Raw genomic sequence first — 26,800 nt, 5'->3', positions numbered from 1 at the left:
GATGAGCACGCTCGCCCTGCGCCCGCCGCGCCACCAGGCTGACCCGAGGGCCGTCTCCTGGTGGACGGTTCAGTCGCTGCTGCTGGCGGTGCCGCTCGCCGCGGCCGCCGGGGCCGCCTATTGGTTCTTCTCCGACCGGCCGTTGTGGCTGGGGCTGGTGGTGGCCGCGTTCGTCCTGATCTGCCTGGTGCTGGCCCTGGTGGCGCCGCGTGCGTACTACCGGGTGAAGCGCTGGGAGGTCACCGACGACGCGGTCTACACCCGCCAGGGGTGGGTGACCCACACCTGGCGGGTGGCGCCGATGTCGCGCATCCAGACGGTCGACACCGCGCGGGGGCCGGTGCAACGGCTGTTCGGGCTGGCCGACGTCACCGTGACCACCGCCTCGGCCGCCGGCCACATCAAGATCGAGGCGCTCGACCACGAGCTCGCGGCGCGCCTCGCCGAGCGCCTGACCGCGATCACCCAGGCCACTCCCGGAGACGCCACATGACCGCCGTGCCGGACGAACAGGAGGTCCTGCCCGAGCAGGACGGCTGGCGGAAGCTGGCGAGCAGGAGCGTGGCCGCCTCGACGGTGATGTCGGTGGCCATCATCGTGCCCGTGGTCGTGGTGCTCGGCCGGATCCTGCTCGGCCAGGACTGGTCGTTCGCCGCCGTGGTCGGCGTCGGCGCGCTCGCCGCCGTCGTCATCATGGCCGCCGTGGCCGTCTACGACGTGCTGCGCCTGCGCACCACCCGCTGGCGGCTGACGGGCGAGCGCCTGGAACTGCGCTCGGGCATCGCCGAGCGCCGCCACCGGTCCGTGCCGCTCGATCGGGTGCGCAGCGTGGACATCACCGCCGATCCGGTACGGCGGGCGTTCGGGCTGGCCGTGGTCAAGATCGGCACCGGCGAGCACACCGGCGAGACCAAGGAGCTGACCCTCGACCCGCTGGTCAGGCCGGAGGCGGAGGCGCTGCGCCGTACGCTGCTGGAGGGAGAGCGCCCGCGGGCGGAGACGGCGGAATCCGCCGACGCGGCGGTGGCGCGGCTGGACTGGGCCTGGATCAGGTACGCCCCGTTGAGCATCTGGACGTTCGTGGGCGGCGCGATCGTGGCCGGAGCGCTCTACAAGCTGCTCGACGCGCTCGGCTTCAACCTGGTGAGCGACGGCACGCTGAAGGAGGCGTGGTCGTGGGTGCGGACGCACCCGTGGCTGGCCGTGCTCGCCTTCGTCGGCGCCAACGCGTTCGTGGGCCTCGTGGGGGCGCTGGGGCTCTTCGCCGAAACGTGGGGACGCTACCGGCTGGAGCGCGAGCCGGGACGGCTGCGCCTGCACCGCGGCCTGCTGACCACCCGCTCGCTGACGCTGGAGGAGCGGCGGCTGCGCGGCGTGGAGGTGGCGGAGCCGCTGCTGCTGAGGCTGGGCGGCGGCGCCAAGGTGAAGGCCGTGGCGACAGGCCTGCGCAAGGCCGAGGACAACGAGACCGAGGACGTGGCGGCGCTCACCCCGCCCATGCCGCGCGAGCTGGCCTGGAAGGTGGCCGCGGCCGTCTACGGCGCGCTCCCCGGCGAGCGGCACCCGGTGCTGCTGCGCCACCCGCGCGCGGCCAGGCTCAGGCGGCTGCGCTGGGCCGTGGCGTACGTGGTGGTGCTGGCCGCCGCTGTGGGCGTCCTGGACGCGGTGTTCGCGTGGGTGCCGGTCTGGGCCTGGGCGGCGCCGGTCGTGGCCCTGCCGGTGGCGCTGGGGCTCGCGGTGGACGCGTACCGGGGGCTGGGGCACGGGCTGGGGCCCAGGCACCTGCTCACCCGGTCGGGTTCGGCGCTGCGCAGCACCGTGGCGCTGGACCGCTCGGGCATCGTCGGGTGGACGGTGCGCCAGTCGTTCTTCCAGCGCCGGGCCGGGCTGCTGACGGTCTCGGCGACCACGGCGGCGGGCAAGGGCCACTACGACGTCCTGGACGTCGCCCAGGACGAGGGCCTGCGCACGGCGTCCGTCGCGGTGCCGGGGCTGCTGGAGCCCTTCGTCGTCAGGCGATGAGGCAAGCCGCGCTTTGCCCAGGCCCCTGTGCTGGGCAAAGCGTGACTTTGGCTGACAACCCTAGTCATCGCACTTGCAACCCAGTTGCAGGAACCTCAACTGCCGATCGGCTGTTCCTTCATCGCCGCGGCGAAGGCGCGGGCCAGCTTGAGCGCGCCCTCGCGGGCCTCCCGCTCGGCCAGCAGCCGCGCCTTGGCGGTGTTGGGCGCGGCGCCCTCCGGGACGTCCACGCCGGCGTAGTCCACGAGCACCACCTTGGCGCCGACGCGCAGGACGATCGTGCCGCTGCCGTTGTGGAGCAGCCCCTTCTGGTACTTGACGTACTGGCTGAAGGCGCCGTCGCCCAGGTCCTTGATGTCCGTCATCTTGCTCCAGGTGATGCCGCCGAAGCCCATCTCCTGGTTGGCGCCGCGCTTCTGCGCGTACATGCCCCTGGCCGCGCCCTGGTCCTCGGCGCCCGCCCGGTTGGTGAACTCGTGGACCGTGATCATGGCGCTGCGCAGCTTGTAGCCCGCGCCCTCCATGGGGATCTTCTTGTTCAGCCAGCGGCACTCGCTCTGGCGCTCCTGGCCGGCCTCGGCGGCGCGGGCGCGGGTCTCGCCCTCCGGCACGAGCTCCAGCGCCACCCGCGCGACCTTCTGGCACACCGGCGGGAAGACCGCCACCGGCGTGGGTGACAGCGTGGGCCGGGCGGTCGGCGACGCGGAGACCTTGGGCTTGGGCTGGGCGAGCACGTCCGGGTTGGCCGCCTGCCAGGCCGCCATGCCCTTCACCACGTGGCCGACCAGGGCGCTCGCCTCGCGCAGGGCGTTCTCCTCGTTGATGGACTTGGTGCCCTCGTTCGTGAGCATCTTGGCGTCCTTGGGCTGCTGGCTGGCCTGGAACTTGACCTTGACGGTCATGTCGCCGTTCCTGGCCTGGGCCTCGCCGAAGGAGTACCACAGCAGGTCACCGGAGCGCCGCCAGGTGTACTGGACGAAGGCGCCCTCGCCCACGCCCGGGACCTCCCGCATCGGGGAGATGTACTCCTTCTCGTCCTTGCGCAGTTCGGGCTTGGCGGTCTCGCGGTACTTGGCGCTGCTGAGGTTGAGCTCGTAGGAGCTCTGGGCCATGGAACGGCCGGTCTTGGCGCCGTCTCCCTTGTGCTGCTCGACGCGGATGTCGATCTCGCGGCTGCGCCAGAACTCGTTGTAGGAGATGCGGCGGTTGGCCCAGTTGCAGGTGAAGGAGATCGTGTAGGAGTCGGGGGTGTCGCGCGAGTCGCCGCTGACGGTGGCGCCCGGCACCAGCCGCTCGGTCTCCTTGCCCGGCACCATCGCGCAGACGTCGAGCGCGGACGGCGCCGCCGGCTTGCCCGAGCCCGAGCCGGAAGGCGCGCCCGTCGGCTTGGCCGCGGGCGGCCGGGTGCCGGGCAGCGCGACCTTGCCCGTGAGCACGAGCGCGGCCACGGCGCCGGCGCCCAGGACCACCACGACCGCGGCGGCGACCAGGGCGACGATCCAGCTCCTTCGCCGGGGCGGGGGCAGTTGGGCCGGCGGCATGGTCGGCTGCTCGAACGGTCCGCGGTACGGGTTGGTCGGCGGCTCGAACTGGCTACCGGGGTTCACTGCGTCACTCCTGACTTGCCCGGGAACGGTGGGGAAACATGCTAGTCATGGGGCTTGCAAGGCACTTGCAGGTATCAGCCCCTTACGCTCCGTCCCATACGCATCAGCCCCTCAGGGCGCCCGCCACGGCCTTCGCGGCCCGCGCGGCCAGGTCCTTGTCATCCGCGCCGACTTCGCGGGCGTCCTGCTCGTACACCAGGACCTCCCCGATGAGGTTGCTGTCGCGGAACAGCACCCGCGCGGTGGCCTGCCCGTTGCTTCCCGTCAGGTGCCTCTTGAACGTCGACTGCGCGAACGCCGCCTCGCCCACCCCGGGCACGTCGGCGACCTCGCCGGTGGTCAGCCGGAACGTGGTCCCCTTCGAGGCGTTGCTGTTGACCCGGTCGGCGTCGAACAGCGTGCGTGCAGCGCCCGGCCCGTCCAGGCCCCCTCGGGGCTGCTCGGCACGGGTGCGCACGGTCAGCTCGCGGGCCGGCCGCGAACCCCGCCAGACCCGCCAGCGGCACTCGCCCTCGCGGGTGCGCTCGGCCTTGGCCGCCGTCTTCAGCAGTTCGGCCGCCTGGGCCGCGGGGAGCAGGGTGCACGGGTCGGGGGCGGTGGCGTACCTTCCGGCGTCCGGAGCGGTCAGTACGGCCACGCCGTACCAGACCCCGGCCCCCAGCACGAGAACGGCGGCGAGCACGGCCGGCAGCAGCCATCGGCGCCGGCGCGGCCCGGAAGCCTGGACCCGGGGCGGCGGGCCGCCCGACAGCGCGGTGCGGACCTGCGCGGCCGTGGGCCGGGCGGCGGGCTCCTTGGCCAGCATCGCCATGAGCAGCCCGCCCAGTTCCGGGCCCGCGCGCGTGGGGAAGGGCGGCTCGTGCAGCAGGACGGCTGCGGCCACCGCGGCGGGCATGGCCCGTTCGAACGGCGGGCGCCCCTCCACGACGGTGTACAGGCTCGCGCCGAGCGACCACAGGTCGGAGGCCGGCCCGGAGGCGTGGCCGTTGAGCCGCTCCGGCGCCATGTAGCCGGGCGAGCCCGCGCTGCCGTAGCGGTCGCCGCGCCCGCCGACGGGGGCGGCGATGCCGAAGTCGGTGAGCATCGCGGTGCCGTCGGCGTCGAGCAGGATGTTGGCCGGCTTCACGTCCTGGTGGACGATCCCGGCGGCGTGCGCCGTCTCCAGCGCCGACAGCACGCGCAGCCCGATCCCCGCCACCAGGCCGGGCGGCAGCGGGCCGTGCTCCTTGACGACCTTGTCGAGCGAGCGGCCCGTGGACAGGTCCATGATGATCCACGGCTGGTCGCCGTCGAGCACCACGTCGTGGATGAGCACGATGGCCGGGTCGCGCAGGCGTCCCGCCGCCCTGGCCTCGTGGATGGCGTTGTGGGCGAACTCGGCGCGCTCGTGCGGGCTCAGCCCGCCCGGCACCCTGACCTGCTTGACCGCGACGGAACGGTGCAGGGTCTCGTCGAGCGCCCGCCAGACCGTGCCCGCGCCGCCTTCGCCGAGCCGCTCGAGGAGGCGGTAGCGGCCGGCGAGGAGATAGGAGCCGTCAGCCCGCACGGCGCAGCCCCTGCTCGACCAGTTGGGCGGCCTTCTGGGCGGTGTTCCTGATCTCCACGTCCGTGGGCTTGTTGTTGATCGTGGTGTACTCGACCTGCACGACCAGGTTCGCCGTCCTGAACAACACGAACGAGCTGTGGATCCGCCCGGTCTTGCCGGACAGCTCGAAGGCGAAGCCGCCCTCTCCCGGGGCGGTGACCTTCCTGATGGCGCCGCGGCTGGCGGGCAGACTCTGCTTGACCCCGATCTCCGGCCAGGTCCACTGGAGCTTGCCGGAGCGGTTCCAGTAGCGCTCCTGGTTGGTCAGGAGGCGTCCGGCCGTGGCGGAGGTCATCCGCCAGGGGTCGGGGGTGTCGGAGTCCTTCTGCACCTGCAGTCCGAGACCGGTGCCCTGCAGCGTCCAGCCGCACTTGGGCCCGACCTCGTCGGCCGACGGCTTGACCGCCGGCGCCTGGCGGGTGTCGAGCAGCGTGCCCACCTCCTCCGGGGTGAGCAGCTTGCACAGGTCGAGCGGCACGTTGTACGCGCTCGGCGGCGCGTTCTCCCCCGGCCGCAGCAGGAAGAAGCCGCCCACGCCCGCCACCAGCAGCACGGCGGCCGCGGCGGCGATCCAGATCCAGGCCCGGCTCCGGCCCTTGCGCCGCGTGGGCACGGTGGCGTCGTGGCCTCTGGGCAGCTCGGGGTTCTGGCCGGCGGCAAGCTGCCGCAGCGCGTGCAGGGCCGTGGCCGCGTCGGGGCGGGCGGCGGGGTCGCGGGCGAGCATGGCGGCCAGGAGGGGGCCGATCTGGCCGCGGGCGGGCCTGGGCGGCCTGGTGAGCGTGTTCTTGATCCGCTCGGCCACCGGCCCGTCGTACACGGGGCTGCCCTCGGCCGCCAGGAAGAGCGTGGCGGCCAGGGACCACAGGTCGCTGGCGGGGCCGCCCGGGTGGCCCTCCAGGCGTTCCGGCGCGATGAAGCCGGGCGAGCCGATCATCAGCCCCTGCTCGGTCAGCGTGGCCTGGCCCTCCTGGCGGGCGATGCCGAAGTCGGTCAGCACCACGCGGCCCGAGTCGGTCAGGAACACGTTGCCCGGCTTCACGTCCCGGTGCTGCAGGCCGCGGGCGTGGGCGGCCGACAGCGCGTCGAGCGTCTCGGCGCCGATGCGGGCGACCTGGGCGGGCGGCAACGGCCCCTGGGCGGCCACCAGCGCGCCGAGGTCGCGGCCGCGCAGCAGTTCCATCACCAGCCAGGGCCGGTCGTGCTCGACGATGACGTCGTGCAGCGCGACGATCCCCGGGTGGCGTAGCTGGGCGGTGGCCTGCGCCTCGCGTACCGCCCTGGTCACGGCCTCGTGGCGCTCGCGCGGGGCCAGGTGTTCGGGCAGCGTGAGCTCCTTGACCGCGACCTCGCGATCAAGCATCTCGTCTCGTGCCAGCCAGACGCGGCCCATGCCGCCGCTGCCGAGCGGCCGGATCAGGGCGTACCTGTTGGCGAGTCGTCCCCCGGACATAGATAGGAGACTAACGAAAGATCAGGATTTATCGGTCAGGTACGCTCCCGAACCCCCGGCGCGATCGGTGAGACAGGGGATGCGGGCGGATAACTGTCGGTCCTCCCTTCTATGGTCTTGGGTCGTGGACGCGGTTCAAGGCACTCTCGACGAGCTAGGCACTCCCCTCAGCGAAGTCACGTTCGTCGTCTTCGACCTTGAGACGACCGGCGGCTCCCCCGCCGAGCACGCGATCACCGAGATCGGCGCGGTGAAGGTCAAGGCCGGCGAGGTGCTCGGCGAGTTCTCCACGCTGGTCGACCCGGGTGGACCGATCCCGCCGTTCATCTCGGTGCTGACCGGCATCACCGACGCCATGGTCGTGGCCGCGCCACGCATCGAGTCGGTGCTGCCGAGCTTCCTGGAGTTCGTCAGCGGCGCCGTCCTGGTCGCGCACAACGCCGGGTTCGACACCCGCTTCATCAAGGCCGCCTGCGCCGCGCTCGGCTATCCGCCCCCGCTCAACCCGGTGGTCGACACCGTCGACCTGGCGCGCCGCGTGCTCACCCGCGACGAGGTGCCCAACGCCAAGCTCGGCACCCTCGCCCGCTTCTTCCGCAGCCCCACCGAGCCCTGTCACCGCGCCCTCCAGGACGCTCGGGCCACCGTGGACGTCCTGCACGGCCTGATCGGCCGGGCCGGCTCGTTCCAGGTCCACACGCTGGAGGAGCTCAAGTCGTTCGTCCGCGCCCCCACGCCCGAGCAGCAGCGCAAGCGCCACCTCGCCGAGTCGGTGCCCCACGCCCCCGGCGTCTACCTGTTCGAGGACGAGCGCGGCGAGGTCCTCTACATCGGCAAGTCCAACAACCTGCGCAACCGCGTCCGCTCCTACTTCACCGCCAGTGAGACCCGCCCGAGGGTGCGCGAGATGATCGGCATCGCCGAACGCGTGCGCCACGTGGTCTGCGCCACCGCCCTGGAGGCCGAGGTACGCGAGCTGCGCCTCATCGGCGGCGCCAAACCCCGCTACAACCGCCGCTCCCGCTTCCCCGAGAAGGTCGTCTGGCTCAAGCTGACCCAGGAGCCCTTCCCCCGGCTCTCGATCGTGCGCGAGGTACGCGACGACGACGCCGCGTACCTCGGCCCCTTCAGCAGCGCCAGAGCCGCCGACGACGCCAGAACGGCCCTGCACGAGGCCGTCCCCCTGCGCCAGTGCACCCAGCGCCTGACCGCCTCCACCCGCGTCGCCGCCTGCGCCCTGCACGAGATGGGCCGCTGCGGCGCCCCGTGCGCCGGCCACGAGAGCCCCGCCGACTACTCCCTGCACACCGAGGCCGCCAGACGCGCCATGCAGCACGACGCCGGCGCCGTCTACACCGCCGTCAGCGCCCGCATGGAACGCCTGTCGGTCGAGCAGCGCTACGAGGAGGCCTCCGTCGACCGCGACCGGCTGGCCACGTTCATCCGCGCCGCCGCGCGCATGCAACGCCTGTCCGCGCTGACCGGCATCCCGCAGATGGTCGCCGCGAGCCCCGCCTTCGACGGCGGCTGGGACATCCACGTCATCCGCTACGGCCGCCTCGCCGCCGCCGGCGTCATGGCCCGAGGCACCCACCCCGTCCCCTATGTGGAGTCACTGGTCGCCGCGGCGGAAACCGTCATTCCCGGCCCCGGCCCCACCCACGCCGCCACCGCGGAGGAGACGGAGTGCATCCTGCGCTGGCTGGAGTCCCCCGGCATCCGCCTCGTGGAGGTCGACGGCGAATGGAGCCTGCCCGCCCGCGGCGCCGCACGCCACAAGGCCCGCATCGACCTGGCCTACCGCGGACTCGACCACAAGGCGCTGCGATAAGGTGGCAGCCATGGTCACGGCAATCGTTCACATCAACGCCGAAGTCGACCGCATCCCGGAGGTCGCGCAGACGATCGCCGAGATCGACGGGGTCAGCGAGGTCTACTCCATCACCGGCGAATACGACTTGCTGGCCATGGTCCGCGTGTCGGCCTACGAGCAGATCGCCGAGGTCATCCCGGGCCGCCTGAACAAGGTGGCCGGCGTGCTCCACACCGAGACCCACATCGCCTTCCGCACGTACTCCAAGCACGACCTGGAGTCGGCGTTTTCCATCGGCCTCCCCGAGACCGACTGATCTTTCTCTCCTCAAGGCCCTTTTCCATTACGGCCCGCCGCGCCCCCCACCACCCGCCGCCGTGGGCTCAGGCCGATCGTGGGGATCGCTTCTCACGTCGGACGACACCCCACCGCAACGGCCATAGGCAACACGCGGCCGCGCCCCGCCCGCGGCTCCTGGGCCCTCTGGGCTCTTGAGCCGCCCAGTGCCTTCAGGCCGCCTGCCGCTCTCCCTGGGTTGGCCGCCTCCCCCGGCCGGCAGAGCCGTGACGGAGGCGCCCGAACGGACAGCCCACCACACGAAGAGCCGGAAACGCGCGAAGGGCCCGAACACCTGGTTCGGGCCCTTCGCGGTATTACTGGTGAACTAGTGGCGCGTGATGGACTTGTCCTCGCCGGCGCCGACCGCGGCGTGTTCGTCCTCGTGGCCGTGGCCGTCGTCGAGGGGGATCTTCTCCCCGCCGTACGACTTGGACATGGCCGCCCGCAGCCTGCCCAGCGGCCCGCGCATCCCCTTGGGCGGAATGCCCGCACTGTCCTCGGCGACCGCCACCATCGGCACCGCCTCCTTGGCCCGCAGCGAGTCCTCGACCGTGTCGATCGGCGGCGTGTGCACCTCGATGAACTCACCATGCGGCAGCCGCTTGATCACACCCGACTCCACCCCATGACCGATCACCGCGGCATCCGAACGCTGCAGCCCCAGGCAGATCCGATAGGTGATCACATACGCCAGCACCGGCCCGATGAGCACCAGCACCCGGCCCGCATACGTGGTCACATTCAAGCTGATCTGGAAGACGTTGGAGATCTCGTCGTTGGCCCCCAGCAACCACAACACGCCATAGAACACGATGGCCGACATGCCGATCGAAGTCCGGTGCGGGTTGTTGCGCGGACGATCGGAGACATGCAGGGCACGATGATCACCGGTCACCCAGCGCTCCAGGAACGGATACAACGCCAGCCCCGTCATGATGATGCCCATCGGCAACAACGCCGGAATGATCACACTCAACGGCAGCGTCCCCGCATGGGACGTACCGAACAGATTGATCTCCCAAGCCGGCATCAACCGCAGCGACCCCTCCAGGAAACCCATGTAGAAGTCAGGCTGCGACCCCGCCGAGATGTCCGCCGGGTTGTAAGGCCCGAAAATCCAGATCGGGTTGATCTGCGCGAACGTCCCCAGCCCCGCCACCAGCGCGAACGTGAACAGGAACATCGCCCCGGCCTTGAGCATGAACGCCGGATAGAACGGCGCGCCCACCACATTGTGGTTGGTGGCGCCCCGGCCGGGCATCTGCGTGTGCTTCTGCACCCAGGTCAGCACCACATGAGCGCCGATCAACGCCAGCAAAATGCCCGGAATGAGCAGAATATGCAGCGAGTAGAACCGGGAAATGACATCCATACCCGGATACTCACCACCGAACAGAAAGAACGTGATGTACGTCCCCACCAGCGGCAGCGAGATCGCCACACCCTCGGTGATCCGCAACCCCGCACCCGACAGCAGGTCATCCGGCAGCGAGTAACCGGTCAAACCCTCGGCCAGCGCCAGCGTCAGCAGAATGACACCGATCAGCCACGTCAGCTCACGCGGCTTGCGATAGGCGCCCATGAAGAACACCCGCAGCATGTGCACCATCATGCTCGCCACGAACAACAACGCGGCCCAATGATGCATCTGCCGCATCAGCAGGCCGCCACGCACATCGAAGCTGATCTCCAGCGACGACGCGTACGCCTGCGACATCCCCACACCCTTCAGCGGGGCGTAGGAGCCGTCATAGATCACATGCTCCATACCCGGCTTGAACCACAGCGTCAGGAACGTACCGGTCAGCAGCAAAATGATGAACGAGTAGAGCGCGACCTCGCCCAGCAGATACGTCCAGTGATCCGGGAAGATCTTGCGCAGGTTGCGCTTGAGGAAGTTGCCCGCCCCCAGCCGGTCGTCGAGGAAACTCGACGGCCCGCTGATGGCCTTGGGCACTGACGTGAGCTCACTCATGCCGTGCTCCCTTCCCTGGCCGCCTTCTCGGCGTCACCGCGCTCCCAGTAGCTGGGGCCGACGGGGACGTTGAAGTCTTCCTTGGCGATGAGGAAACCCTCGGCGTCGACACCGATGTGCAGTTGCGGCAGCGGCCGCGCGGCCGGGCCGAAGATGACCTTGGCGCCGTCGGCCGCGTCGAACGTCGACTGGTGGCAGGGGCACAGGATGTGGTGCGTGGTCTGCTCGTAGAGGGCCGCGGGGCAGCCGACGTGCGTGCAGATCTTGGAGTACGCCACGATCCCGTCGTGCGTCCAGTTCTTGTTCGTGCCCGGCTTGAGGTCCTCCGGCCTGAACTTGATCAGGATCAGCGTGGCCTTGGCCAGGGCGTTCATGTCGTGCTCGTAGCCCTCGGGCACGACCGACAGGATGCCGCCGGGCGAGTTGAAGTCCGCGGCGCGGATCGGCTGCCCGGTGCCCTCGACGATCAGCTTCATCGGCTTCTTGAGCGTCTCGGCCCACACGGTGTGGCGCAGGAGCTTGTTGAAGTTGGCGCCGGTCATCTTGGAGTTGTCGAGGTCGCGCAGCAGTACCAGCGGCAGCAGGCCGAGCGGCGCGGAGGCCAGCAGCAGCGTGCGGCGCAGGAGCGGCCGCTTGACGAAGCCGCTCTCGTTGGCGCCCTGCAGGAACGTGTCGGCGACCTCTTCACGGGTCGTCTCGTCCGTGGCGAGGTCGTGGCGTTCCTGGATCAGGTTGTACTTCGGCATGATCGACCGCACCCAGACGGTGACACCGACGGCCAGGCCGAGCAGCGCCAGCGTCAGCGTGCCGCCGAGGGCCAGGTTGGACTGGCCCGTCGACTCCGGCGTGCCGACCTGGATCTGCACGTACAGGATGATGAAGGCGATCGCCGACAGGAACGTGATCGTGAAGCAGAGCGCCACGACCTTCTCCGCCTTACGCGCCGACTTCTCGTCGGGGATCATCACGCCGGGCACGTCGGCGTCCTCGACGGTCTCCTTCGCACCGAGCATCGAGGTGCCCGGTGCGGGAGTGCCGATGACACGCTTGGGTACGCGCTCGTCCGGCTGCTCGATCTCGTGCTCGTTGTCTGTCATGACTTCTTCCGCTTCTTCGCGGTGATCCAGATGGCGACGAGCGCCATGAAGCTGATACCCACGACCCACGCCACGAGACCTTCGGTGACCGGGCCGATGCGGCCCAGGCCGAAGCCTCCGGGGTCCCTCTGGGAGCGGACCTCGGTGATGTAGGCGATCATGTCGCGCTTTTCCTGCGGCGTGATCGTCGTGTCGTTGAAGACCGGCATCGCCTGCGGGCCGGTGACCATCGCCTCGTAGATCTGCTGAGGAGAGGACTCGTTGAGGCTGGGGGCGTACTTGCCTCGGGTCAGCGCGCCGCCGGCGCCGCCCCAGTTGTGGCACTGGATGCAGTTGGCGCGGAAGAGCTCACCGCCCTTGGCCGCGTTGCCCATGGCCGGGTCGATCTGGTCCTTGGAGGGGATCGTCGGCCCGCCGCCCAGCGACTGCACGTATGCGGCCAGCTGGCGGGTCGTCTCCTCGTTCACCCACCGAGGGGTGGGCTTGCGCGGCGCCTGGGCGCCGGGGTTGGCCGCCGGCATGCGGCCGCTGCTCACCTGGAAGTCGACGGCCGCGGCGCCCACGCCCACGAGCGTGGGGCCCGTGGAGGTGCCCTCCGCGCTGAGGCCGTGGCAGCTGGAGCAGTGGGCCTGGAAGAGGCTCTTGCCCTGTGCGACGTCGTCGAGCTTGCCGGACGCGAGAGCCGCGTCCGCCGGCCGGCTTCCCTGGACGAGCGTGGCGTAAGCCACCCCGATCAGCGCCAAGGCCAGTACCAGGACGGCATATCTCGCGAGGGGATGCCGCCGCCAGGCGGTGGTCCTAGTCACAGAGATCCCGTTCCTTAACGAATGATGTAGATGGTCGCGAAAAGACCGATCCAGACGACGTCGACGAAGTGCCAGTAGTAGGACACGACGATCGCGCTGGTGGCCTGCTCATGCGTGAAGCGCTTCGCGGCGTACGTGCGTCCCAGCATGAACAGGAACGCGATCAGGCCACCGGTCACGTGCAGGCCGTGGAAGCCCGTCGTCAGGTAGAACACCGAGGTGTAGGCGTTCGCCGACAGGGTCGCGCCCTCGCTCGCCAGCTCCGCGTACTCATACAGCTGACCGGCCACGAAGACCGCGCCCATGAGGAAGCTGACGAAGTACCAGAATCGGAGCTTGCCGACCTGGCCCTTTTCCGCGGCCCACACGCCCAGCTGGCACGTCACGGAGGACAGAACCAGGATGATCGTGTTGACCGTCGCGAACGGGATGTTCAGGTGAGCAGCCGCCTCCGTGCCCGCAGGCTGGAGGGACGGGCCCCATTCGAAGCCGTCACCGATGCTCACCGACCGGATGGTGAAGTACATCGCGAACAGCGCCGCGAAGAACATGAGCTCAGAGGACAGCCACACGATCGTCCCGACGCTGACCAGGTTCGGTCTGCGCGACGAATGTGCTGTCGTCGTCGAAGTTATTGCGGATGCTGTCGCCACGGGCAGCATTATTGCGGTTCCTGTGGTCGGTCCGGCGCACGACCCCCCGTTAGCAGGAACAAACATGCCACCAACCAGGGATAATCAGGGCAAATCACCCGCCAGGCCCGGCGGCCTGGGATTCCGTCCCGCGCCCCCGGTACGATCCAGTTGACCCTACCTCTACGACCGATAGCGAGCGCAGCAGTGAGCACCACTGGGAGCACCGACGAGACCATGAAGGTCCTCGTCTACAGCGACGACGCCGGCACCCGGGACAAGGTGCGGCAGGCGATCGGGCGCCGCCCCGCGGCCGACGTGCCGTTCGTGGAGATCGTCGAGTGCGCCACCGAGCCCAAGGTGCACCAGTGGCTCGGCTCCGGCGAGATCGACGTGGCCGTACTCGACGGCGAGACCCAGCCCGCGGGCGGCATGGGCGTCTCCCGCCAGGCCAAGGACGAGGTCTACGACTGCCCGCCCATCTGCCTCATCATCGCCCGCCGCGACGACCGCTGGCTGGCCGACTGGTCCAAGGCCGACGCCGTGGTCCCCCAGCCGATCGAGCCGATCGTGCTGGCCGACGCCGTCGCCGGTCTCATGCGCCGCCGTTCCTCCTCCCGACTCAACGCGAAGTAGGTACCCGACGATGGACTCCCGCACGACCTGGCCCGCCCTGCTGTCGGCCCTCCTCGCCGGAGAGCACCTCACCGCGGACGAGACCGCCTGGGCCATGCGGGAGATCATGTCGGGGTCGGCGACACCCGCCCAGATCGCCGGGTTCGCGATCGCGCTGCGGGCCAAGGGTGAGACCGTGGCCGAGGTCGTGGGCCTGTCGCGCACCATGCTCGACCTGGCCACCCCGCTGCACGTGGACGGTCCCGTGGTCGACGTCGTGGGCACCGGCGGCGACCGCGCCCACACCGTGAACGTCTCCACGATGGCGGCGATCGTGGCCGCCGCGGCGGGCGCCCGCGTCGTCAAGCACGGCAACCGGGCCGCGTCCTCCTCGTGCGGGGCCGCCGACGTGCTGGAGCACCTGGGCATCCGCCTCGACCTGACGCCCGAGCAGACGGCCGGTGTGGCGCGCGAGGCCGGCATCGCCTTCTGCTTCGCGCCCGTCTACCACCCGGCGCTGCGCTTCGCCGGTCCCCCGCGCAAGGAGCTGGGCGTCCCCACCGTCTTCAACTTCCTGGGCCCGCTCACCAACCCCGCCCGCCCCTCCGCGCAGGCCATCGGCGTCTACGACCTGGACATGCTGCCCGTGCTGGCGGGCGTGTTCGCCGAGCGCGGGGTCTCCGCGCTCGTCTTCCGCGGCGACGACGGCCTCGACGAGCTCACCATCGCGACCACGTCCACGGTCTGGGTGGTCAGGGACGGCACCGCCACGCAGACCACGTTCGACCCGGCGGTGCTCGGCATCCCGCGCGCCGAGGTGGGCGCGCTGCGCGGCGGCGACGTCGATTTCAACGCCCAGGCGGTGCACAACCTGCTGCGCGGCGACAAGGGCCCGATCCGCGACGCGGTCCTGCTCAACACGGCCGCGGCACTGGTCGCGCTGGACGGCGCGGGCGACGACCTCGACTCGGCCATGATCGACGGCTATGCGCGCGCCGTCCAGGCCATCGACTCCGGCCGCGCCGCCGCCACCCTGGACCGCTGGATCGAGACGAGTCGTTCTCATCGGCCGCTGTGATCTTCAAGGGCTTTTCCATCTGTTACGGCTTTCGCCGTGGCCGCCCGGACTCGCCGCCGTGAGCTGAGGTCTGTCGAGCGCCGGTCGTGAGGGCTCACGGGGTTGCGCGCCGCTACGACTCCGTCCTTGACCGGCCACCGCGCACCACGCCGGCCACCGCCCAACGGCGCCGCCCACTACCGACCCCCACCCATCGCGCGGCGCCGCAACACCCGTGTGGGGTGCCCGTCTCACGGACACCCCACCCGCAGACCTTCCCTGCGCCTTCCACCAAGGCCCCGGCGACCTCCCGGGAGCTCGTATCCCCCGGGAGGGTCTCGGCGGGTTCGAGGGGTCAGCGGGATACCTGGTCGAGTTCTTCCGCGGGGTGTGCGCCGGGGCTTGGCTGGGTGGGTGGGATGTGGCGCAGGAGGCGGGCTATAAGGACGGCCATCGCGGCCAGGGCTACCGCGGCGACCAGTGCCACGACGTTCAGGCTGGTCGTGAAGGCCTCTCTGGCGGTCGTCACGAGGGCTGCGCCCGTTTCTCCGCCCACTCCCTCGGCTGCGGCCAGTGCGGTCGCCAGCGTGTCTCTGGAGGCCGTCTCCACGGCAGGTGCGAGCGAGCCGGGCAGGGACAGGGCGCCTCGGTAGAGCGCGGCGCCCAGGCTGCCCAGGATGGCGATGCCGAGGGAGAAGCCCAGTTCGCCGCTGGTCTCGTTCAGGGCGGCGGCCGAGCCGGCCTTCTCGGGCGGGACCGAGCCCACGATCAGGTCGGTGCTCAACGTCACCAGCGGGCCCGCGCCCAGGTTGATCAGGATCCAGCCGCAGGCCAGCGTCAGCGGGCCCGAGACCGTGTCCACCTGCGTGATGACGAGGAGACCGGTGACCGAGACGGCCAGGCCGTACCCGATCAGGTAGGCGGGGCGCACGCGGCGGGCCAGCAGCGGCGAGAGCAGGAAGCTGACGCCGTTGGCGGCCACGGCGGGCAGCATCCACAGGCCGGCGGCCAGCGGCGACAGGCCCTCGACGAGCTGCAGGTGCTGGGTGAGGAACAGCATGAGGGCGCCCATCAGCAGGGTGGCGGCCATCATGCCGGCGAGTGCGGTGCTGAAGGCGCGGCGGGTGAACAGCTTCAGGTCCAGCAGCGGGTGGGCGAGCCTGCCCTGTCTGCGGGCGAAGAGGATGCCCATGGCCAGGCCCAGAGCGAGGCAGGCGAGGGCGGCGGGCTCCCAGCCGTGCTTGGCGATCTCCTTGAGGCCGTAGACCACGGGGAGGATGGCGGCCAGCGAGAGCGCGACGCTGACGAGGTCGATCCGGCCCGCCGACGGGGCGCGGTACTCGGGCAGGAGCACCGGGCCGAGGATGAGCAGCAGCACCATCGCCGGCACGCCCAGCAGGAACGCCGACCCCCACCAGAAGTGCTCGAGCAGCGCGCCGCCCGCGATCGGGCCCAGCGCGGCGCCGCCCATGAAGCAGGCCAGCCACACCCCGATCGCCAGCCCGCGCTGGCGGGCGTCGGTGAACATGTTGCTGATCAGCGCAAGCGTGGACGGCGCCAGCGTCGCACCGGCCAGTCCCAGCAGCGCCCGCGCGGCGATCAGCATGCCGGGGCTGGTGGAGTAGGCGGCGGCGACCGAGGCGAGGCCGAAGGCGGCCGCGCCGATCAGCAGCAGCCTGCGGCGGCCGATCCGGTCCCCGAGGGTGCCCATCGTCACCAGGAACCCGGCCAGCACGAACCCGTAGATGTCGGTGATCCACAGCTGCTGGGTGCTGCTCGCGCCCAGGTCGGCCGCCAGGTGGGGCAGGGCCAGCAGCATCACGAACACATCGATGGAGACCAGCAGCGAGGTCAGGGCCAGCACCGCCAGCCCGATCCATTCGCGGCGTCCCGCTGTCGTCGCCGTCATGGCGCGTCCTTCCGTCGTCTCTCCCGCGTTCACGGGAGAGTTCTCCTGTCCGCGCAGGAGAGTTCTCCTGCTTTCACGGGAGAGTCGGAACGGCACGCGCGTTCTCTACATGACCGGGCGCGCTACATCGCGTCGGTGCGGCCCGACTTGATCGAGCTCCACTGCAGCCACTGCTTCCAGTCCTCCTGCCAGTGGCCCCAGCCGTTGGTGGGCTCCAGCTTGCGCGGCGTGCCCGTGATGATGATCGGGTCGCCGATCAGGGTGTTCCTGATGAACCAGGAGGCGTTGGCCGGGCTGATGTTCACGCAGCCGTGGCTGACGTTGGAGTAGCCCTGGGATCCGACGGACCAGGGGGCGCTGTGGACGTACTCGCCGCTGTTGGAGATGCGGACGGTGTTGTAGACGACCATGCGGTAGTAGCCGGGCGAGCCGGGGCCGATGCCGGGCGAGATCATGATGGTGACCGGCTCGCGGGACATCGCCAGGTGGACGCCGGAGGTCGTGTAGTACTTCCAGACTCCGCCCTGGCCGGCGCTCATCGGGATGTCGCGGATCTTCTTGCCGTCTCTGCGCACGGTCAGGTAGTGGGCGTCGGTGCTGCCCTTGGTGATCTGCTCGCGGCCGATCTTGAAGTCGAGCACGTGGTCGCGCTTGCCGTACATGCCGGGGCCGCCGCGTACTCCGGCCAGGCGCGCTTCGAGGCGGACCTTGGTGTGCGCGGGCCAGTACGTCTTGGGGCGGAAGTCCACGTGCCGGTCGTCGAACCAGTGCCAGGCTCCCTCGACGGGCTTGCTCGCCTTGACGTACAGGTTGCGCTCGACACTGACCCGGTCGGTGATGTCCCGGTCGAAGGCGATCATGATGGGCATGCCGACGCCGACGGTCAGGCCGGTGTTGTCTTTGTGCGGGGTCAGCTGCTCGATCTCGAAGCTCTTGGTGGCCTTGACCGTGGTGAACGTGCTGGTGCTCTGCTTGCCGTCGCCGGTCGTGACGGCGACCGTGTAGGTGGTGCCCGGCCTGGCGGTGCGGGTGCTGCGCCAGCGGGTGCCGTCGCCGCTGAGCACGCCGGGCAGCGTGGTGCCGGGGCCGGTGACGCGGACGCTCTTCAGCGTGCCGCCGCCCGGCGCGGCGACGATCACGGTCTCGTCGGTGCCGATGTTCACGGCCTGGTTGGCCGGAAGCACCGACACGGTGGTGGTTCCCGCCGCGGCCGCCACCGGGCTCGCGCCCTCGTCCGCTCCGGCCGCGTTGCTCGCCGAGCACGCGGTCGCCAGTGCCAGGGCAAGCAGCCCGGCCGATCCAGTCGTTACGCGCCCCACGACAACTCCCCCGTATGTGATCACTCCGCCCACGTCCCCTTACTACCCTCAGTGAGCGAAACGCCACGTATGGCAAGCGGTAAAAAACGCGAAAAACGGGTGCCCTCCCCCGGTTCGGAGGAGAACACCCGTGATCGCGGTCTCAGTGGGAGAAGTTGCCCCGGTAGTACTGGAACACGAACCCGATCATGGCCATGACGACCATGAACAGCCCGATCAGGAACATCCAGAGGCCGATCGCGAACCCGGCGAAGGCGAACGCCGCCGCCAGGCAGAGGAACAGCGGCCACCAGGAGCTCGGGCTGAAGAAGCCGATCTCACCGGCGCCGTCGCTGATCTCGCCCTGCTTGTTGTCCTCCGGCTGGTCGCCGATCCGGCGCGCCGTGAACATCAGGTAGTAGCCGATCATGAAGGCGAAGCCGACCGAGATGGCCATGGCCGTGGTGCCGACCGGCTCGCCCTGCCCGGTCGCCGACTTGGTCCAGAACCAGTAGGCGACGTCGACGGCGGCGAAGAACAGGCCGCAGAGCAGGAACAGCCAACCCTGTACCTTCATCAGGCCTCAACCTCCTGCTTGGCCGAAACGTGCGGGTAGTGCAGGTCGAACGCGGGCCGCTCGGAGCGGATGCGCGGCAGCGAGGTGAAGTTGTGCCGCGGCGGCGGGCACGAGGTCGCCCACTCCAGCGAGCCGCCGTAGCCCCACGGGTCGTCCACGGTGACCTTGGGCGCGCTGCGCGCGGTCTTCCACACGTTGTAGAAGAACGGCAGCACCGAGATGCCCAGGACGAACGCGCCCACCGACGAGATCATGTTGAGGTCGGTGAAGCCGTCGGCCGGGCTGTAGTCGGCGTAGCGGCGCGGGAAGCCGAGCACGCCGAGCCAGTGCTGGACCAGGAACGTCATGTGGAAGCCGATGAACAGCAGCCAGAACTGCAGCTTGCCGAGCCGGTCGTCGAGCATCTTGCCGGTGAACTTGGGCCACCAGAAGTAGAAGCCCGCGAACATCGCGAACACCACGGTGCCGAAGACCACGTAGTGGAAGTGGGCCACGACGAAGTAGGTGTCGGAGATGTGGAAGTCGAGCGGCGGCGAGGCCAGGATGACGCCGGTCAGGCCGCCCAGGAGGAAGGTCACCAGGAAGCCGACCGAGTAGAGCATCGGCGACTCGAACGACAGGTGTCCCCGCCACATCGTGCCGATCCAGTTGAAGAACTTCACGCCCGTCGGCACCGCGATGAGGAACGTCATGAACGAGAAGAACGGCAGCAGAACCTGCCCGGTCGGGAACATGTGGTGCGCCCAGACCGTGATCGACAGACCCGCGATGGAGATGGTCGCGGCGACCAGCGAGATGTAACCGAAGATCGGCTTGCGGCTGAAGACCGGCAGGACCTCGGTGACGATGCCGAAGAACGGCAGCGCGATGATGTAGACCTCGGGATGGCCGAAGAACCAGAACAGGTGCTGCCAGAGCAGCGCGCCTCCGGTCTCGCTGGCGAAGATGTGGGTGCCGAGCTTGCGGTCGGCCTCCAGGGCGAGCAGCGCGGCGGCCAGCACCGGGAAGGCCATCAGCACGAGCATGCTGGTGAGCAGGACGTTCCAGGTGAAGATCGGCATCCGGAACATGGTCATGCCGGGCGCGCGCATGCAGATGATCGTGGTGATGAAGTTGACCGAGCCGAGGATCGTGCCCAGGCCGGACAGCGCCAGGCCCATGATCCACAGGTCACCGCCGAGTCCCGGCGAGCTGATCGCGTTCGACAGCGGCGTGTAGGCGAACCAGCCGAAGCTGGCCGCGCCGTTCGGGGTGAAGAACCCGGACACCGCGATGATGCTGCCGAACAGGTAGAGCCAGTAGCTGACCATGTTCAGCCGCGGGAACGCCACGTCGGGGGCGCCGATCTGCAGCGGCATCAGCTCGTTGGCGAAGCCGGCGAACAGCGGCGTCGCGAACATCAGCAGCATGATCGTGCCGTGCATGGTGAACAGCTGGTTGAACTGCTCGTTCGAGGTGAACTGCAGGCCCGGCTGCGCCAGCTCGGCGCGCATGATCAGCGCCATCACGCCGCCGATCAGGAAGAACGCGAACGACGTGATGAGGTACAGGTGACCGATGATCTTGTGGTCGGTCGAGGAAAGCCACTTTGCGATGATCCGGCCCTTGGGAGTCGGACGCGCCGTGGTGATCGGCTCTTGGATGGCGGTCACTGGGTGCTCCCGGCCTGTGCGAGGTACTTGTCGTATTCATCCTGCGCAACGAGCTTCACCGAGAACAGCATGCGGCTGTGGTCGACACCGCACAGTTCCGCGCAACGGCCCGCGTAGACACCGGGCTCGTTCAGCGTCTTGACCTCGAAGGTCCGGCCGGGGTTGCCCTCCTTGATGCCGGGGATCACGTCACGCTTGAACCGGAACGCGGGCACCCAGAAGGAGTGGATCACGTCAGGAGAGGACAGGTCGAACTGGACCGTCTTGCCGACGGGCAGCACGAGCTGCGGACCCTGCCTGTAGTCGCTCACCGGCTGGCCCACCACGGGCGTCAGCTTCTTGCCGCCGACCTCGGTGGTGAAGCGCCAGCTCCACTGGAAGGCCTCGACCTTCACCTTGACGTCGGGAGTGGCCGACACCTTCTCCAGCGTGTTGCTGTCACGCGCGGTGTAGAAGAAGAACACCGAGACCATGACCAGCGGAACGAGCGTGTAGAAGATCTCGATCGGCAGGTTGTAGCGAACCTGCGGCGGCAGCTCGGCCGACTTTTTCCGCTTGCGGTGGAAGATGCATGCCCAAAGGATCAAGGCCAGGACAACGGCACCGGTGGCGAGAGCGGCGATCCAGGCCCCGTTCCAGAGGCTCTCGACGACATTTCCCTGCTCGGTTACGCCCTTCGGCAGGAGGCCGCTGGACCAGTCGGCCTCGGGAACATCATTCGCACACGCCGTAGCGGAGGCCAGCAGCAACGCCAAAGCGGCGGCGCGTGGCACTCTGCCCCGGACCAACGAACGCCGCGTCGAACGGCGAGTCGGACTCACGGATCGCCTACCCCACAGATGAAGCCCAGGAGTCACTCCTGGGCGCTCGTATTTCCAAATGCACAGCTGATTGCAGACACATTAGCGCGGAGGGGCCTCGCCCTCCCGCCCGCCCCCTCGATGGCGCGCCGGGAGTGGGACGATAAGTCGCGTGGCGTACTTCGACGCGGCCTCCACCGAGCCGCTTCACCCCCAGGCACGCGAGGCGTATCTGGCGGCCCTGGACGTCGGCTGGGCCGATCCGGCACGGCTCTACAACCAGGCCCGCCGCGCGCACATGCTGCTGGAGCAGGCTCGCACGGAGGTGGCAGAGGCGCTCGGCGCGCGTCCCGACGAGGTGTCGTTCACCTCTTCCGGCACGCAGGCCGTGCATCTCGGCGTGCTCGGCACCCTACACGGGCGGCGCCGTACCGGCCGCCATCTGGTCACCAGCGCGGTCGAGCACTCCAGCGTCCTGCACGCGGCCGGGGTGCACGAGCGCGACGGCGGCACGGTCGAGACCGTGGGCGTCGGGCTGACCGGCCGCGTCGACCTGCCCGCCTTCACGGCGGCGGTCGCGGCCGAGGGCACGGCTCTCGCCTGCCTGCAGACCGCCAACCACGAGGTCGGCACGCTCCAGCCGGTGGCGGAGGCGGCGGCGGCCTGCCGCGAGCACGGCGTGCCGCTCCTGGTCGACGCCGCCCAGACGGCGGGGCGGCTGCCGATGCCGGAGGGCTGGTCGGTGCTGACGGCCAGCGCGCACAAGTGGGGCGGACCGGCCGGGGTGGGCGTGCTCGCGGTGCGCAAGGGCACCAGGTTCCGCTCGTTCCTGCCGGAGGACGAGCGCGAGCGCCGCCGGGTGCCCGGCTACGAGAACGTTCCGGCGATCGTGGCCGCGGCGGCGGCGCTGCGCGCGATGAGCGCGGAGGCGGCGCAGGAGCACGCGCGGCTGTCGGCCCTCGTGGACCGGATCAGGAACACGGTGCCGAAGGTCGTCCCCGACGTGGAGGTCATCGGCGAGCCGGTCGAGCGGGCGCCGCACATCGTCACCTTCTCCTGTCTGTACGTCGACGGGGAGGTGCTGCTCACCGAACTGGACAAGGCGGGATTCGCGGTATCGTCCGGGAGCTCGTGCACCGCTAGTACGCTTCGTCCATCGCATGTTTTGGAGGCGATGGGCGTGCTCACGCACGGGAACGTCAGAGTCTCGCTGCCCCGTGGAGCTTCCGCGGCGGAGGTGGACAGGTTCCTGGAGGTCCTTCCCGACATGGTGCGCCGGATCCGGCAGGACGCAGGAGTGGCATGACAGAAGTGACTCAGCCCGCACTGACGATCGACGCGCTCGGGAAGAAGTGCCCGATCCCGATCATCATGCTCGCCGAGCAGATCAACTACGTTCCGCTCAACGCGGTGGTGGCGGTGCTGGCCGACGATCCGGCCGCCTACACCGACGTGCCCGCCTGGTGCCGGCTGAAGTCGCATCCGCACGTGGGCACGTACGAGCTGCCCGGCGGCGGCTGGGCGATCCACGTGCGGCGCAATTACTGACCTGCGATTGTGGGTAGGACCGTGCGGGAATGTCATCTCATTTCGGGGGGAATCCGATGACCGCTGGACACCCGCACGAGACCGCCCGCGACCTGATGAGCGCGGGCGTGGAGTGCATCGCCGCCCACGAGACCCTGGACCGGGCGGCGCAGATGATGCGCGACCGCGGCGTCGGCGCGCTGCCGATCTGCGGTTCCGACGACCGGCTCAAGGGCATCATCACCGACCGTGACATCGTCACCAAGTGCATCGCCGAGGGGCACGACCCGTCCAGGGTCACCGCCGGCGACCTGGCCACCGGGCTGGTGTGGGTCCCGGCCGACGCCACCGTGGAGGAGGCGCTGGCCCGGATGGAGGAGAACCAGATCCGCCGGCTGCCGGTGATCGAGAACCACCGCATCATCGGGATGATCAGCGAGGCGGACCTGGCCAAGCACCTGCCGGACGACCAGCTCGCCGGGTTCGTGCACCGCGTCTACGCGGGCGTCTGACGGCCGGGCCGTACCGGGGAAGGAGCGGGCGCGGCGTTGACGGCCGCGCCCGATGCCGTCGTCAGGCGTAGTGGCACGTGACGTGGCCGGAGATCTCGGCGGCCGCCTCGGCGCCGTAGGCGGCCGTGAAGCGCTCCAGGAAGGACTTCTGGCCCAGTTCGTACTCCTGGCCGCCGACGCGCTCCAGCACGTGCGTGGCGGTGAGGTTGCCCACCTGGCCGCAGCGCTCCAGCGACAGGCCCCACGCCAATGCCGACAGGAAGCCCGCGCGGAAGGCGTCGCCGACGCCGGTCGGGTCGGCCTTGCCGAGCTCGGGCGCGGGCGCGACCTGGATGGACGGCTCGCCCTTGCGCGCGATGACCGCGCCCTTCGGGCCCAGCGTGGTGATGCGCACGCCCACGCGGTCCAGGATCTCCTCGTCGGACCAGCCGGTCTTCTGCTCGATGAGCCCCTTCTCGTAGTCGTTGGAGAAGAGGTACGCAGCCCCGTCGACGAGCTGACGGATCTGCTCGTCGGCCATGCGGGCCAGCTGCTGGGAGATGTCGGCGGCGAACGGGATGCCCCGCTGGCGGCACTCGTCGGTGTGCCTGAGCATCGCGTCGGGGTCGTTGGGGCTGATCAGCACCAGGTCGAGCGCGCCCACGCGGGCGGCGGTCGGCTGCAGCTCGATGTTCCTGGCCTCGGCCATCGCGCCCGTGTAGAAGGAGGCGATCTGGTTGTGGTGCTCGTCGGTGGTGCACAGGAACCTGGCGGTGTGGTGAGTCTCCGACACGTGCACCGAGTCGCAGTCGACGCCGTGGCGCTCCAGCCAGGAGCGGTAGTCGGCGAAGTCGGAGCCGACCGCGCCCACCAGGATGGGGGTCAAGCCCAGGCAGCCCATGCCGAACGCGATGTTCGCCGCACAGCCTCCCCGCCGGATCTGCAGGTCGTCGACCAGGAACGAAAGTGACACCCGATCCAGTTGTTCGGCGATGAGCTGATCGCCGAAGCTTCCTGGGAACGTCATCAGATGGTCTGTCGCGATGGAGCCGGTGACGGCGATGCGCACGGGATTCTTCTTCCTCGTTGTCTGCAGGCCAAGTAGAGCCTCACGAGGATATGCGAAGGCCACGTCCACACCAAGGTGAACGCGGCCTCCCACCAACCGGCCACCAGACCGGCTGGACGACGACCACAGCCCCGGCGCCCTCAGGCGGTCCGGGGCGGATCGGCGCGGACGCCTTCTTAGTTGAAGGAGTCGCCACAGGCGCAGGAGCCGGTGGCGTTGGGGTTGTCGATGGTGAAGCCCTGCTTCTCAATGGTGTCGACGAAGTCGATCGTCGCGCCCAGCAGGTACGGCGCGCTCATCCGGTCCGTCACGACACCGACGCCGCCGAAGTCGGTCACCACGTCGCCGTCCATCGAACGGTCGTCGAAGAAGAGCTGGTAGCGCAGGCCGGAACAGCCACCGGGCTGGACGGCCACCCGCAGCTGCAGGCCTTCCTCACCCTGCTGCTCCAGCAGGCTCTTGACCTTGGCCGAGGCCGCGTCGGTCAGGATCAGGCCCTGCGTCGTGGTCTCGCTGCTCTCAACCGTCATGTGCGAACTCCCGCGGTCTGTTTCTGACTTCCTACTAAGACGTTAGCAACACCGGCCGGCCTCTTCACATTCCCCACCGTCCGTGCGGCCGGCCGTACCCCCTCAAAAGGGGTGGGGTACGGCAAAGCGCAGGGAAGGGTATGTCATCATGAGTATCGTCAATCCGACGATAAGGGGTTCGGCCATGACCACCACCCAGCTGTTCATCCTTGGCAGGAGCGCCGACGCGGGCAGCGAGCGCGGCGTCGACTGTCCCGGCGAGCTTCCCGCCGCCTCCGACCCTGACCTGGTCGAACGGGCGCGCAAGGCGAAGGAGGCGCTGGGCGAGCGCGTGTTCGTGCTCGGCCACCACTACCAGCGCGACGAGGTCATCCAGTTCGCCGACGTGACCGGCGACTCCTTCAAGCTGGCCCAGCAGGCGGCCGCCCGGCCCGAGGCGGAGTTCATCGTCTTCTGCGGCGTGCACTTCATGGCCGAGTCGGCCGACATCCTGACCGGGCCGGATCAGCGTGTGGTCCTGCCGGACCTGGCGGCCGGGTGCTCGATGGCCGACATGGCCACCTTCGACCAGGTGGAGGAGTGCTGGGAGGCGCTGGAGGACGCGGGGCTGGCCGGCGACGTCGTGCCCGTCACCTACATGAACTCCAGCGCCGACATCAAGGCCTTCTGCGGACGGCACGGCGGCGTCGTCTGCACGTCCTCCAACGCCAGGCGGGCTCTGGAGTGGGCTTTCGAGCAGGGCAAGCAGGTGCTGTTCCTGCCCGACCAGCACCTCGGGCGCAACACCGCGGTGCTGGAGATGGGCATGTCGCTGGAGGACTGCGTGGTGTGGAACCCGCACCGGCCCAACGACATGGGCAAGGTCGCCGAGGCGAAGATGATCCTGTGGAAGGGCCACTGCTCGGTGCACGGGCGCTTCACCGCCGAGTCCGTGGACGACGTGCGGGCCCGCATCCCCGGCGTCAACGTGCTGGTGCACCCGGAGTGCCGCCACGAGGTGGTGCTGAAGGCCGACCAGGTGGGCTCGACCGAGTACATCATCAAGACGCTCCAGGCCGCTCCGGCCGGGTCCAGCTGGGCCATCGGCACCGAGCTGAACCTGGTCAAGCGGCTGGCCCAGATGTTCCCCGACAAGAGCGTCTCGTTCCTGGACAAGACGGTCTGCTACTGCTCCACCATGAACCGGATCGATCTGCCCCACCTGGTGTGGGCGCTGGAGTCGCTCGCCCTCGGCGAGACGGTCAACCAGATCACGGTCGACGGGGACACCGCCCACTGGGCCAAGATCGCCCTCGACCGCATGCTGGCGCTGCCGTAACGGCTCAGCCGAAGGCGTAGACGACCCGGACCGACACCGTGACGGACTGCTCACCCGGGCTGATCGAGGACTGGTCGGCCATGGCCGCCGCGGCCATCATCATCGGCCGCGGCGGGGCGTCGGCCTCCTCGCTGACGGACACGACCTGGCCGAGCGGGCGGCCCGCCAGGCCCGCGTACTGCTCCGCCTTGGCCCTGGCGTCCTTGAAGGCCCGGTCGCGCGCGTCCCTGAGCGCCGCGACCGGGTCGGAGATCTCGAAGCTCACGCCGTTGAGCCTGGCCTCCTCGCCGACCCCCGCCACGAGGTCGATGATCCGGTCGGCCTGCGACAGGTCGCGCACCACCGCCTCGACGCCCTGGGCGGCGCGGTAGGCGGAGATCTTCGGGTAGTTCTCGTACTCGGGCCCCAGCGACAGCTCGCTGGTGCGCAGGTCCTTGGCGGCCAGGCCCGCCTCGGCCAGCGTCCGCAGGAGCCGCACCGCGGCGGCCCGGACGGCGGCGAAGGCCTCACCGGCGCTCGCCTTGCGCACCTCGACGCCGGCGTTGAGCCGCATGGCGTCGGGGGCGGCCGAGACCGCGCCCTGACCGAGCACGGTGATCTGCTGGCTGTCCACGTGTACCCCCTTCGAGGC

Annotated in this window: 25 protein-coding genes; 10 read left to right on the top strand and 15 right to left on the bottom strand. The window is 69.8% G+C overall.

What is annotated here, in order from left to right; genetic code table 11:
* Position 1 precedes the first annotated feature (1 nt).
* Positions 2 to 493, top strand: coding sequence for a PH domain-containing protein (locus ACIBI5_RS11510; RefSeq protein WP_397245722.1), 492 nt, complete (start codon positions 2 to 4; stop codon positions 491 to 493).
* A complete protein-coding gene (locus ACIBI5_RS11505) occupies positions 490 to 2,022 on the top strand; it encodes a PH domain-containing protein (RefSeq protein ID WP_397245720.1) in 1,533 nt (510 codons plus the stop codon). Before ACIBI5_RS11510 ends, ACIBI5_RS11505 begins: the two co-directional genes overlap by 4 nt.
* Before the next feature lie 95 nt (positions 2,023 to 2,117).
* On the opposite strand, the gene ACIBI5_RS11500 is transcribed toward ACIBI5_RS11505, so the two are convergent.
* The 3 genes from ACIBI5_RS11500 to ACIBI5_RS11490 all read right to left on the bottom strand — a co-directional run bounded on the left by ACIBI5_RS11500 (position 2,118) and on the right by ACIBI5_RS11490 (position 6,664).
* Entirely contained in the window at positions 2,118 to 3,629 is a 1,512-nt protein-coding gene (locus tag ACIBI5_RS11500; RefSeq protein WP_397245718.1) for a hypothetical protein, read from the bottom strand.
* Positions 3,630 to 3,732: 103 nt separating this feature from the next.
* Entirely contained in the window at positions 3,733 to 5,175 is a 1,443-nt protein-coding gene (locus ACIBI5_RS11495) for a serine/threonine-protein kinase (protein WP_397245716.1), read from the bottom strand.
* Positions 5,165 to 6,664 (bottom strand): serine/threonine-protein kinase, encoded by a 1,500-nt coding sequence (locus ACIBI5_RS11490; RefSeq protein ID WP_397245714.1) that lies wholly within the window; start codon positions 6,662 to 6,664, stop codon positions 5,165 to 5,167. The genes ACIBI5_RS11495 and ACIBI5_RS11490 overlap by 11 nt, the downstream gene beginning before the upstream one ends.
* Positions 6,665 to 6,788: 124 nt before the next feature.
* On the opposite strand from ACIBI5_RS11490, the gene ACIBI5_RS11485 reads away from it, so the two are divergent.
* Positions 6,789 to 8,495 carry a DEDD exonuclease domain-containing protein gene (locus tag ACIBI5_RS11485; protein ID WP_397245712.1) on the top strand — a complete coding sequence of 569 codons (1,707 nt, stop codon included), beginning with the start codon at positions 6,789 to 6,791 and terminating at the stop codon, positions 8,493 to 8,495.
* 10 nt (positions 8,496 to 8,505) lie between these two features.
* On the top strand, positions 8,506 to 8,793 hold the full coding sequence (locus tag ACIBI5_RS11480; protein ID WP_184970864.1) for an Lrp/AsnC family transcriptional regulator: 288 nt from the start codon (positions 8,506 to 8,508) through the stop codon (positions 8,791 to 8,793).
* Positions 8,794 to 9,141: 348 nt separating this feature from the next.
* On the opposite strand, the gene ACIBI5_RS11475 is transcribed toward ACIBI5_RS11480, so the two are convergent.
* From ACIBI5_RS11475 to ACIBI5_RS11460, 4 genes are read right to left on the bottom strand one after another with little or no spacing between them, the layout of a single operon-like run.
* Complete coding sequence (locus ACIBI5_RS11475; protein WP_397245709.1) at positions 9,142 to 10,791, bottom strand: cytochrome bc complex cytochrome b subunit; 1,650 nt, start codon at positions 10,789 to 10,791, stop codon at positions 9,142 to 9,144.
* Positions 10,788 to 11,888, bottom strand: a complete 1,101-nt coding sequence (locus tag ACIBI5_RS11470) for a Rieske 2Fe-2S domain-containing protein (protein WP_397105213.1) — start codon at positions 11,886 to 11,888, stop codon at positions 10,788 to 10,790. Before ACIBI5_RS11470 ends, ACIBI5_RS11475 begins: the two co-directional genes overlap by 4 nt.
* Positions 11,885 to 12,694, bottom strand: a complete 810-nt coding sequence (locus tag ACIBI5_RS11465) for a c-type cytochrome (RefSeq protein WP_397245707.1) — start codon at positions 12,692 to 12,694, stop codon at positions 11,885 to 11,887. The genes ACIBI5_RS11470 and ACIBI5_RS11465 overlap by 4 nt, the downstream gene beginning before the upstream one ends.
* Before the next feature lie 14 nt (positions 12,695 to 12,708).
* Positions 12,709 to 13,356 carry a heme-copper oxidase subunit III gene (locus ACIBI5_RS11460; RefSeq protein ID WP_184970856.1) on the bottom strand — a complete coding sequence of 216 codons (648 nt, stop codon included), beginning with the start codon at positions 13,354 to 13,356 and terminating at the stop codon, positions 12,709 to 12,711.
* Positions 13,357 to 13,563: 207 nt separating this feature from the next.
* Here ACIBI5_RS11460 and ACIBI5_RS11455 point away from each other — a divergent pair, with 207 nt between their 5' ends.
* Together ACIBI5_RS11455 and trpD are read left to right on the top strand one after the other, a co-directional pair.
* Positions 13,564 to 13,962 (top strand): hypothetical protein, encoded by a 399-nt coding sequence (locus ACIBI5_RS11455; protein WP_184970982.1) that lies wholly within the window; start codon positions 13,564 to 13,566, stop codon positions 13,960 to 13,962.
* 10 nt (positions 13,963 to 13,972) lie between these two features.
* Positions 13,973 to 15,019, top strand: a complete 1,047-nt coding sequence (gene trpD, locus ACIBI5_RS11450; RefSeq protein WP_397245705.1) for an anthranilate phosphoribosyltransferase — start codon at positions 13,973 to 13,975, stop codon at positions 15,017 to 15,019.
* A gap of 334 nt (positions 15,020 to 15,353) precedes the next feature.
* Here trpD and ACIBI5_RS11445 read toward each other — a convergent pair whose 3' ends face one another.
* The 5 genes from ACIBI5_RS11445 to ACIBI5_RS11425 form a co-directional block, all read right to left on the bottom strand.
* Complete coding sequence (locus ACIBI5_RS11445) at positions 15,354 to 16,907, bottom strand: MFS transporter (protein ID WP_397245704.1); 1,554 nt, start codon at positions 16,905 to 16,907, stop codon at positions 15,354 to 15,356.
* Positions 16,908 to 17,029: 122 nt separating this feature from the next.
* Positions 17,030 to 18,226, bottom strand: coding sequence for an Ig-like domain-containing protein (locus ACIBI5_RS11440; RefSeq protein ID WP_397245702.1), 1,197 nt, complete (start codon positions 18,224 to 18,226; stop codon positions 17,030 to 17,032).
* Between the two features lie 142 nt (positions 18,227 to 18,368).
* Positions 18,369 to 18,782: a cytochrome c oxidase subunit 4 gene (locus ACIBI5_RS11435; RefSeq protein WP_184970847.1), complete on the bottom strand. Its 414-nt coding sequence runs from the start codon at positions 18,780 to 18,782 to the stop codon at positions 18,369 to 18,371.
* Positions 18,782 to 20,434, bottom strand: a complete 1,653-nt coding sequence (ctaD, locus tag ACIBI5_RS11430) for a cytochrome c oxidase subunit I (RefSeq protein ID WP_397245700.1) — start codon at positions 20,432 to 20,434, stop codon at positions 18,782 to 18,784. Before ctaD ends, ACIBI5_RS11435 begins: the two co-directional genes overlap by 1 nt.
* A complete protein-coding gene (locus ACIBI5_RS11425; RefSeq protein ID WP_397245698.1) occupies positions 20,431 to 21,021 on the bottom strand; it encodes a cytochrome c oxidase subunit II in 591 nt (196 codons plus the stop codon). Before ACIBI5_RS11425 ends, ctaD begins: the two co-directional genes overlap by 4 nt.
* Positions 21,022 to 21,406: 385 nt before the next feature.
* Here ACIBI5_RS11425 and ACIBI5_RS11420 point away from each other — a divergent pair, with 385 nt between their 5' ends.
* From ACIBI5_RS11420 to ACIBI5_RS11410, 3 genes are read left to right on the top strand one after another with little or no spacing between them, the layout of a single operon-like run.
* On the top strand, positions 21,407 to 22,540 hold the full coding sequence (locus tag ACIBI5_RS11420; RefSeq protein ID WP_397245696.1) for a cysteine desulfurase family protein: 1,134 nt from the start codon (positions 21,407 to 21,409) through the stop codon (positions 22,538 to 22,540).
* A complete protein-coding gene (locus tag ACIBI5_RS11415; RefSeq protein ID WP_379611596.1) occupies positions 22,537 to 22,782 on the top strand; it encodes a sulfurtransferase TusA family protein in 246 nt (81 codons plus the stop codon). The genes ACIBI5_RS11420 and ACIBI5_RS11415 overlap by 4 nt, the downstream gene beginning before the upstream one ends.
* Before the next feature lie 56 nt (positions 22,783 to 22,838).
* A complete protein-coding gene (locus ACIBI5_RS11410) occupies positions 22,839 to 23,273 on the top strand; it encodes a CBS domain-containing protein (protein ID WP_379611595.1) in 435 nt (144 codons plus the stop codon).
* A gap of 61 nt (positions 23,274 to 23,334) precedes the next feature.
* Here ACIBI5_RS11410 and ACIBI5_RS11405 read toward each other — a convergent pair whose 3' ends face one another.
* Positions 23,335 to 24,321: a carbohydrate kinase family protein gene (locus ACIBI5_RS11405; protein WP_397245694.1), complete on the bottom strand. Its 987-nt coding sequence runs from the start codon at positions 24,319 to 24,321 to the stop codon at positions 23,335 to 23,337.
* 176 nt (positions 24,322 to 24,497) lie between these two features.
* Positions 24,498 to 24,851 (bottom strand): iron-sulfur cluster assembly accessory protein, encoded by a 354-nt coding sequence (locus tag ACIBI5_RS11400; protein WP_184970832.1) that lies wholly within the window; start codon positions 24,849 to 24,851, stop codon positions 24,498 to 24,500.
* Between the two features lie 184 nt (positions 24,852 to 25,035).
* Between ACIBI5_RS11400 and nadA the strand changes: the two genes are divergently transcribed.
* On the top strand, positions 25,036 to 26,169 hold the full coding sequence (gene nadA, locus ACIBI5_RS11395; protein ID WP_397245692.1) for a quinolinate synthase NadA: 1,134 nt from the start codon (positions 25,036 to 25,038) through the stop codon (positions 26,167 to 26,169).
* 4 nt (positions 26,170 to 26,173) lie between these two features.
* Here nadA and ACIBI5_RS11390 read toward each other — a convergent pair whose 3' ends face one another.
* Complete coding sequence (locus ACIBI5_RS11390) at positions 26,174 to 26,782, bottom strand: SIMPL domain-containing protein (RefSeq protein ID WP_397245690.1); 609 nt, start codon at positions 26,780 to 26,782, stop codon at positions 26,174 to 26,176.
* Between the last annotated feature and the right edge of the window lie 18 nt (positions 26,783 to 26,800).

The sequence above is a fragment of the Nonomuraea sp. NPDC050540 genome, from assembly GCF_044457485.1.
Classification (GTDB): Bacteria; Actinomycetota; Actinomycetes; order Streptosporangiales; family Streptosporangiaceae; genus Nonomuraea.
The sequence above is the reverse complement of the archived record's forward strand: the minus strand, read 5'-3'. Positions and strand labels throughout refer to the sequence as shown.

Bases quoted from the DNA above. Each gene is read 5' to 3' on its own strand.
- ACIBI5_RS11415 (WP_379611596.1), top strand. From the start codon at position 22,537: ATGACAGAAGTGACTCAGCCCGCACTGACGATCGACGCGCTCGGGAAG.
- ACIBI5_RS11475 (WP_397245709.1), bottom strand. From the start codon at position 10,791: ATGAGTGAGCTCACGTCAGTGCCCAAGGCCATCAGCGGGCCGTCGAGT.
- trpD (WP_397245705.1), top strand. From the start codon at position 13,973: ATGGACTCCCGCACGACCTGGCCCGCCCTGCTGTCGGCCCTCCTCGCC.
- ACIBI5_RS11490 (WP_397245714.1), bottom strand. From the start codon at position 6,664: ATGTCCGGGGGACGACTCGCCAACAGGTACGCCCTGATCCGGCCGCTC.
- ACIBI5_RS11400 (WP_184970832.1), bottom strand. From the start codon at position 24,851: ATGACGGTTGAGAGCAGCGAGACCACGACGCAGGGCCTGATCCTGACC.
- ACIBI5_RS11505 (WP_397245720.1), top strand. From the start codon at position 490: ATGACCGCCGTGCCGGACGAACAGGAGGTCCTGCCCGAGCAGGACGGC.
- ACIBI5_RS11455 (WP_184970982.1), top strand. From the start codon at position 13,564: ATGAAGGTCCTCGTCTACAGCGACGACGCCGGCACCCGGGACAAGGTG.
- ACIBI5_RS11470 (WP_397105213.1), bottom strand. From the start codon at position 11,888: ATGACAGACAACGAGCACGAGATCGAGCAGCCGGACGAGCGCGTACCC.
- ACIBI5_RS11445 (WP_397245704.1), bottom strand. From the start codon at position 16,907: ATGACGGCGACGACAGCGGGACGCCGCGAATGGATCGGGCTGGCGGTG.
- ACIBI5_RS11435 (WP_184970847.1), bottom strand. From the start codon at position 18,782: ATGAAGGTACAGGGTTGGCTGTTCCTGCTCTGCGGCCTGTTCTTCGCC.
- ACIBI5_RS11460 (WP_184970856.1), bottom strand. From the start codon at position 13,356: ATGCTGCCCGTGGCGACAGCATCCGCAATAACTTCGACGACGACAGCA.
- ACIBI5_RS11410 (WP_379611595.1), top strand. From the start codon at position 22,839: ATGACCGCTGGACACCCGCACGAGACCGCCCGCGACCTGATGAGCGCG.
- ACIBI5_RS11510 (WP_397245722.1), top strand. From the start codon at position 2: ATGAGCACGCTCGCCCTGCGCCCGCCGCGCCACCAGGCTGACCCGAGG.
- ACIBI5_RS11480 (WP_184970864.1), top strand. From the start codon at position 8,506: ATGGTCACGGCAATCGTTCACATCAACGCCGAAGTCGACCGCATCCCG.
- nadA (WP_397245692.1), top strand. From the start codon at position 25,036: ATGACCACCACCCAGCTGTTCATCCTTGGCAGGAGCGCCGACGCGGGC.